This is a genomic window from Bacillus sp. P4_D3, from assembly GCF_056401855.1.
On the sequence record NZ_JBFUIN010000158.1, the window covers coordinates 1 to 6,826 of the forward strand.

Below are 6,826 nucleotides of genomic sequence, written 5' to 3' on the forward strand. Positions count from 1 at the left end.
AAAGTTGAATCTGAAAACATYAATTCAATAAAAGTCTTACAAAAGTTAAACTTTACATTCGAAGGGACAATGAGAAAGTGTGAAAAATCTAATGAAAAGTTTATTGATCTAAGTATTTATTCAAAATTAATAACAGATTAACTTATATTGCTTAGCCTATATTCCTTAAAATGTAGGCTATTCTTATATCTTCTATTTCAAAGTTTAAATAATTTAATAAGTCGAACAGTATTTGTCTACACTTCATTATAAACTATACACTACCGTATTTTTAAACAACTTTGTTATTGAAATGGAACAGTTTAACAACGTAGCAATGCGGATTCACACCCTTAAAATTAAACAACTTTATTATTAGTCAGTAAAGGCTGTCGATCAAGAGTTAGAAAAGGGTAAAGAGAATAAATTAGATGGACTACAATGCAGTGCATTTTTACTATACCCTAGAAGGTTTTACAAAAAAACAAACCGCTTTACAATATACCCTTGAGGGTATATGATATTATACAAAGTTAAAAAGTAATGTATAATATAGTTATAATTACGGAGGTGGTTTACAGTGGAATATAATCAAGATATGAAAAATAGATTGAAACGTATTGAAGGTCAAGTTCGTGGTGTGCTTCGCATGATGGAAGAGGGAAAAGATTGCCGAGATGTTATTACACAGTTAACTGCATCCCGTTCTGCGCTAGATCGTACAATTGGACTCGTTGTGGGAACAAATTTAGAGCAATGTTTGCGTGAGCAGTTTGAAAAAGGTAATGGCTCAAATGAAGAATTAATTAGAGAAGCTGTTCAATTACTTGTAAAAAGCCGATAATCTGTCAAACATATGTGTTGACAGATTTTTAAAAACATTTTAATATACCCATACAGGTATATGTATATTGATTATGGAGGAAATGATTATGAGTATAAAAATTGATACGAGTTTAGATTGTAAAGGATTGGCTTGTCCGATGCCAATTGTGAAGACGAAAAAGGCGATGGAAGGGTTGGCAGCAGGGAAAGTTATTGAAATAGAGGCGACGGATAAGGGATCGACGTTAGATATAAAAAGTTGGTCAAGTAAAGTAGGGCATCAATATATCGGAACGAAACAAGAGGGAAATGTATTAAAGCATTATGTACGAAAATCACACGAACATGAAGTGAATGAAGTTGTGAAATATCCTCATACAATTACGAATGGGGAATTGCAAAATATATTATTAAGTGGTGAAGAGTGCACTGTATTAGATGTTCGTGAAGAAGCGGAATTCGTCTTTGGTCATATTCCATCCGCAATTTCGGTGCCGTTAGGTGAATTAGATAGTGCTATGTTAGACAGTGCGAAACCAATTTATGTTGTTTGCCGAACGGGTAATCGCAGTGATATAGCTTGCCAAATGTTGAAAGAGAAAGGTTATTCAAACGTGAAAAATGTCATTCCAGGTATGTTAGAGTGGCAAGGGAATATAGAAAAATAAAATTTTTTAAATGAAAATATACCTATGGGGGTAATTAAATGCACGTTAAACCGTTACAAGCAAAAGATATCGCAGAGAAAGTGTTATTCGGAGAGTTGTTTATTTTAGATGTTCGTAATGAAACGGATTATGAAGAGTGGAAAATTGAAGGGAAACAAATCTCTTCTATAAATAAACCGTATTTTGATTTATTAGATGTTGTAGAACATATTGTAAATGAATTACCGAGAGAGAAAGAGATTTTAGTTGTATGTGCGAAAGAGGGCTCTTCTCAGTTTGTCGCAGAGCAATTGTTAGATGAGGGTTTCAATAATATTTATTATTTAGCTGGCGGTATGAAAGCTTGGAGTGAGTATGTGAAGCCGGTAAAGGTAGGGGATGTACAGGGCGGGGGAAGTATATATCAATTTAATCGTCTTGGAAAAGGATGTTTATCTTATATGGTAGTTTCAAACGGTGAAGCAGCAGTCATTGATGCGGTAAGAACGATTAAAGCATACGAAGATTTTGCAAAAGAGAACGGAGCTACTATTACGAATGTAATGGATACACATTTACATGCAGATCATATTTCTGGAGGGCGTAAGTTAGCTGAAAAAGTAGGTGGTACGTATTGGTTACCTCCAAAAGATGCCGAGGAAGTCGTTTTCTCATACGAACCGCTTATAGAAGGATCTGTTATTACGGTGGGGGGTACCAAAATTGAAATTGACGCGTTATACTCACCGGGGCATACGATTGGAAGTACATCATTTATTGTAGATGATTCCTATTTATTATCAGGTGACATTTTATTTGTAGATTCAATTGGGCGTCCAGATCTGGCTGGTAATGCTGAAGATTGGGTGAGTGATTTACGAAATACATTATATAAGCGCTATAAGGAATTATCTCAAGAGTTAATTGTTTTACCAGCTCATTACTCAAAAATAAGTGAAATGGATGAAAATGGGATTGTGAGTGCTAATTTAAAACAATTGTTTGAAGTGAATGTAGGATTAAATATTAAAGATGAGAATGAATTCCGCAAAATTGTAACGGAGAATCTACCACCTCAGCCGAATGCTTATCAAGAAATTCGTCAAACGAATATGGGAAAAATTCATCCGAATGTGGAAGAAGAGCGTGAAATGGAGATTGGTCCAAATCGCTGTGCAGTGCATGATTCATTATAAAAATAACAAACTGGAGGTATAGATGATGAATATAAAACAAGTATTAGATGCGAAAGGTTTAGCATGTCCGATGCCGATTGTAAGAACGAAGAGAGCGATGGATACTTTACAATCTGGAGAAGTGTTAGAAGTACATGTAACGGATAAAGGGTCAATTAAGGATATTCCAGCATGGTCAAAAACAGGTGGTCATGAAATAGTAAAGCATAATATAGAAGACGATGTGCTGAAGTTTTGGATTAAGAAGGCGTAGTGAAGAACTAGTTTTGTAAATGCGGAGAGGGTGGTTATATGAATACAATATTAAGTACGCTTTTCATTGTACTTGCTGCATGGTTTGTTATTTCACGTGTTTTACCGATGAAAGGTGTTCAAAATATAAATGGAAAAGAATTAAAGAGTATAGTGGGAAAACAGGGAAAACACTTTATCGATGTTCGTACAGTAGGTGAATATAGAGGAAATCATATGAAGGGATTTCAGAATATCCCGCTAAATGAGTTAGCTAGTAAAGTAAATCAGTTAGATAAAAATAAGGAAGTAATTGTTATTTGTCAGAGCGGGATGAGAAGTAAGCAAGCAGCAAAAGTATTAAAGAAATTAGGATTTCAGCGCGTTATAAATGTTTCAGGCGGTATGAACGCTTTGTAAGGGGAAAATAGTATCGGGTGTAGCTAGATAATTGGAGCCTTTTTACAATTTTTAAAATACCCCTATAGGTAATTAAGAGGAGGACAACATGGAACAACAGAAGAAAACGACGATTGTTTTATTTAGTGGAGATTATGATAAAGCGATGGCAGCTTATATTATTGCAAATGGTGCAGCGGCGTACGATCAAGAGGTGACTATTTTTCATACTTTCTGGGGCTTAAATGCCCTTAGGAAAGATGAGCATGTGAAAGTAAAGAAAACGTTTATAGAGAAAGTGTTTGGAAAAATGATGCCGCGCGGCGCTGATAAGATGGGATTATCAAAAATGAATTTTGCTGGTATGGGGCCAAAGATGATTAAAGGTATTATGAAGAAGCATAATGCGATGCCTTTGCCTGATTTAATTGATATGGCGAAAGAACAGGGAGTTAAGCTTGTAGCTTGTCAAATGACAGTAGATTTATTAGGGTTAAAAGAGGAAGAGATTATGGAAGGGGTAGAGTTTGCAGGAGTAGGTGTATATTTAGCAGATGCTTCGGATGGGAATGTGAATTTATTTATTTAAATCACCTTCTTTTTAGAAGGCGGGGGATACAATATGAGTTTAACGGTGCTACTTTTTATTATTGGGTTTATAGGATCGCTTATTTCAGGAATGGTTGGGATTGGCGGTGCAATTATTAATTATCCGATGATCTTATACATTCCAGTATTGCTAGGATTTGCTGGATATACATCACATGAAGTGAGTGGTATTACAGCGATTCAAGTATTCTTTGCAACTTTTGCAGGCACGTGGGCGTATAGGAAAAGTAACGATATGGATAAAACGTTAGTTGTGTATATGGGAGCTAGTATATTAATAGGAAGCTTTGTAGGTAGCTTTAGTGCGAATTTATTAAATGAGCATGCTGTAAATGTTGTTTACACATTACTAGCTACTATTGCGGCTATTATGATGTTTATACCAAGGCGAAGCAATCGTAAGGGGACAGAAGGAATTACGTACAATAAGTGGCTCGCTAGTTTGCTAGCGTTTATTGTAGGAAGTGTTTCCGGCATTATTGGTGCTGGTGGTGCGTTTCTTTTAGTCCCGATTATGCTAGTTGTTTTAAAACTACCGATACGTACAACAATAGCAACATCTATCGCTATTACTTTTATTTCCTCGATAGGAATTACTACTGGGAAAGTGATTACTGGACAAATAGTTGTTATTCCGGCTCTTATCGTTGCGATAGCAAGTTTATTTGCCGCTCCTCTTGGAGTGAGAGTAGGGAAGAGAGTGAATCAAAAAGTTTTGCAGTATGTATTGTCTACTTTAATTGTAGGAACTGCGATAAAGATGTGGGTTGATATGATATCGAAATAAAAAGATGGTGCTCTTGTAGCACCATCTTTTTATTTACGCCCAAATAACTTTCATTAAGTTCTTATATTCATCGTTTGCCAGTTTATATAGCATTCTCGTATGTTCAAAGACAAGTGCGGGATTAAAGTTTGGTTCTGAGAATGCAAGAGATGTTGAAATATCAATTGCATTTTGTTTGTTTAGCGTGAATTTTGCAAATCGATAAGATGTGTTTAATTCATTGATGACATGTAAAATGTCATTTTTTGATGTTGAATCAGGTACAAGAGCAACATTGAAGCAGTATATATCCACAGCAGGATGTTCGCTTTGGAAAGCAGCGATAAGTTGAATCTTTGCGCCAGCTTCTGTTTCTAACCCTACTGAAAAATGTACCGAACCATCATTTTCATCTATATTTTCTTCCATGTATATATCGTTTGATTTTAAGTACTCTTTAAAATCTGAAATGTTATGTTTTACTGCAGCTTTCATATGTGTGAGCCCCCTGATAATTGGAATAGATTACTATTATTTATTATAATTTAAAAATATTAAAAAAGATAGTTGGAAAGTTCTGATTTTTTTATTTTAAAAGCATTAAAAAGAAGCAGTGCTCTACCTCCATAGAGCACTGCTTCACTTTATTCATTGTCATTAGACGATGTTTCTGTATCTTCACTGTTATTCTTATTTTGAGTTTCATCGTTACTTGATTCGCGTTCACTCGTATTTTCAGACTTAGATTCTTTTGTTTTCTCTGAGCTTGTTTTTTTCGAATCTGAATCTGATTTTGTATAGGCAGGTAATCCAAGGTGACTACGAAGTTCGTTTGTAACATTAGCTAATTCTTTTTTATCTGGATTGTAGTAGTAAGTTCGGCCACCACCAGCTGACTTACTACATGTATCATCACCTTTTGCCATGTAACAGTCTTCACCTTGAATTTGTAATTTCTCAATTGAAGAATCTGCTCCATATTTATAGAATGAAAGCATATCATCGAATGTTAAGTTCGTAACGAATTGGCCATTAATGTCATCAATGATGTTACCAACTTTTGTTACTGACCCAACGCTCGTTAGTTTCTTTAAAATGGCTTCAATAACGAGTTGCTGACGTTGACCACGCATCGCATCACTATCGATGTGCCTTGTTCTAGCAAGAGCAAGAGCTTCTTCGCCATTTAACTTTTGAACACCTTTTTGCAGATGAATTGCCTCAGCAGTATCATTGCTATCTTGCTCAGTAAATTCAACTGGTACATCAACTTCAATTCCGCCCAAATCATCGACGATTTTTATAAATGATTTAAAGTTAAATTTTACAAAGTAATCGACAGGAACATTCGTTAATTTTTCAACTGCATCAATACTTGCTTGTGGTCCGCCATCTTTTCCATTTTTGGTAGAACCGAATGCATGAGCGTGTGTAATTTTATCTTTTTTCTTTTCTACTGGAATATAAGTATATGTGTCTCGTGGAATACTTAATAGTTTTACAGTTTTGCTATCTTTATTAAACGTTGCAAGTAATAGTGCATCCGTTCTTATAGCTTCACCATATTCTTTCCCACGGACATCGCTTTCATCAACACCCATTATTAAGACAGAGACGTTATTTGTAATAGGTTTTACAGCTTTATCACGTAAATCAGATTTATCACCGCGCGCTAAATCGTGAGCGGCATTTCGAATAGCAGAAGATGCTTTATTTACTAAAAACCAAGTATAACCGCCACCTACTATTAAAAAGAATAAAATAGCGCTTATAATAATTTTTGTTTTTTTCTTACTTTTTTTCGGTTTATTTCTTGTATTTTCTTGCAAAGATGGGTTTTGCTCCATTGATTGTACTCCTTCATTTGGATTGAAATAYGACACTCATATCCACTTATTATAATGAAATTTAGCGAAAAAAAACATTACAAATCATTTACATTTCGTAAAAATTCAATTTATTTATAAAAAGTCAGATTTTCTATATTTTATTTTTAAGATGTAGAACAAGTATAATGTGTTTTAGTAGAAATGAAAATATGTATTGTGAGAAAGTGATAGAGAAGTAAGATTTGTTGAAATATAGCCAAGAAGAATCGGTTAGCTTTAAAAGCATTTCTTATATAATAAAGAAGGATTTTACGGATGAAGGAGAGAGCGTAATGAATCATACAC

10 protein-coding genes are annotated in these 6,826 nt (G+C 34.6%); 8 read left to right on the plus strand and 2 right to left on the minus strand.

Translation table 11 applies throughout. The features are described from left to right. The 8 genes from AC1DTM_RS15490 to AC1DTM_RS15525 all read left to right on the plus strand — a co-directional run. Positions 1 to 141, plus strand: a 141-nt coding sequence (locus AC1DTM_RS15490) for a GNAT family N-acetyltransferase (RefSeq protein WP_477000446.1), incomplete at its 5' end; no start/stop codon positions are given. Between the two features lie 418 nt (positions 142 to 559). Further along, positions 560 to 823, plus strand: a complete 264-nt coding sequence (locus tag AC1DTM_RS15495) for a metal-sensitive transcriptional regulator (protein WP_016103786.1) — start codon at positions 560 to 562, stop codon at positions 821 to 823. Positions 824 to 911: 88 nt separating this feature from the next. Then, complete coding sequence (locus AC1DTM_RS15500) at positions 912 to 1,472, plus strand: sulfurtransferase TusA family protein (protein ID WP_016103787.1); 561 nt, start codon at positions 912 to 914, stop codon at positions 1,470 to 1,472. Positions 1,473 to 1,510: 38 nt separating this feature from the next. Next, positions 1,511 to 2,647 (plus strand): MBL fold metallo-hydrolase, encoded by a 1,137-nt coding sequence (locus AC1DTM_RS15505; RefSeq protein ID WP_477000445.1) that lies wholly within the window; start codon positions 1,511 to 1,513, stop codon positions 2,645 to 2,647. A gap of 22 nt (positions 2,648 to 2,669) precedes the next feature. After that, positions 2,670 to 2,900 (plus strand): sulfurtransferase TusA family protein, encoded by a 231-nt coding sequence (locus tag AC1DTM_RS15510; RefSeq protein ID WP_016103789.1) that lies wholly within the window; start codon positions 2,670 to 2,672, stop codon positions 2,898 to 2,900. Positions 2,901 to 2,938: 38 nt separating this feature from the next. Continuing rightward, positions 2,939 to 3,298: a rhodanese-like domain-containing protein gene (locus AC1DTM_RS15515; RefSeq protein WP_016103790.1), complete on the plus strand. Its 360-nt coding sequence runs from the start codon at positions 2,939 to 2,941 to the stop codon at positions 3,296 to 3,298. Positions 3,299 to 3,386: 88 nt separating this feature from the next. Then, on the plus strand, positions 3,387 to 3,866 hold the full coding sequence (locus AC1DTM_RS15520) for a DsrE/DsrF/DrsH-like family protein (protein ID WP_002159190.1): 480 nt from the start codon (positions 3,387 to 3,389) through the stop codon (positions 3,864 to 3,866). 33 nt (positions 3,867 to 3,899) lie between these two features. Continuing rightward, positions 3,900 to 4,673 carry a sulfite exporter TauE/SafE family protein gene (locus AC1DTM_RS15525; protein ID WP_199715087.1) on the plus strand — a complete coding sequence of 258 codons (774 nt, stop codon included), beginning with the start codon at positions 3,900 to 3,902 and terminating at the stop codon, positions 4,671 to 4,673. A 33-nt stretch (positions 4,674 to 4,706) separates the two neighbouring features. Here the strand turns inward: AC1DTM_RS15525 and AC1DTM_RS15530 are convergent, their stop codons facing one another. Beyond that, positions 4,707 to 5,147 carry a hypothetical protein gene (locus tag AC1DTM_RS15530; RefSeq protein WP_002010734.1) on the minus strand — a complete coding sequence of 147 codons (441 nt, stop codon included), beginning with the start codon at positions 5,145 to 5,147 and terminating at the stop codon, positions 4,707 to 4,709. A 149-nt stretch (positions 5,148 to 5,296) separates the two neighbouring features. Then, positions 5,297 to 6,499 (minus strand): LCP family protein, encoded by a 1,203-nt coding sequence (locus tag AC1DTM_RS15535; protein WP_016103792.1) that lies wholly within the window; start codon positions 6,497 to 6,499, stop codon positions 5,297 to 5,299. Between the last annotated feature and the right edge of the window lie 327 nt (positions 6,500 to 6,826).

What these genes read in the sequence shown, in the direction of transcription:
- AC1DTM_RS15520 (WP_002159190.1), top strand. Translation starts at nt 3,387, where the DNA reads ATGGAACAACAGAAGAAAACGACGATTGTTTTATTTAGTGGAGATTAT.
- AC1DTM_RS15515 (WP_016103790.1), top strand. Translation starts at nt 2,939, where the DNA reads ATGAATACAATATTAAGTACGCTTTTCATTGTACTTGCTGCATGGTTT.
- AC1DTM_RS15510 (WP_016103789.1), top strand. Translation starts at nt 2,670, where the DNA reads ATGATGAATATAAAACAAGTATTAGATGCGAAAGGTTTAGCATGTCCG.
- AC1DTM_RS15530 (WP_002010734.1), bottom strand. Translation starts at nt 5,147, where the DNA reads ATGAAAGCTGCAGTAAAACATAACATTTCAGATTTTAAAGAGTACTTA.
- AC1DTM_RS15535 (WP_016103792.1), bottom strand. Translation starts at nt 6,499, where the DNA reads ATGGAGCAAAACCCATCTTTGCAAGAAAATACAAGAAATAAACCGAAA.
- AC1DTM_RS15500 (WP_016103787.1), top strand. Translation starts at nt 912, where the DNA reads ATGAGTATAAAAATTGATACGAGTTTAGATTGTAAAGGATTGGCTTGT.
- AC1DTM_RS15525 (WP_199715087.1), top strand. Translation starts at nt 3,900, where the DNA reads ATGAGTTTAACGGTGCTACTTTTTATTATTGGGTTTATAGGATCGCTT.
- AC1DTM_RS15505 (WP_477000445.1), top strand. Translation starts at nt 1,511, where the DNA reads ATGCACGTTAAACCGTTACAAGCAAAAGATATCGCAGAGAAAGTGTTA.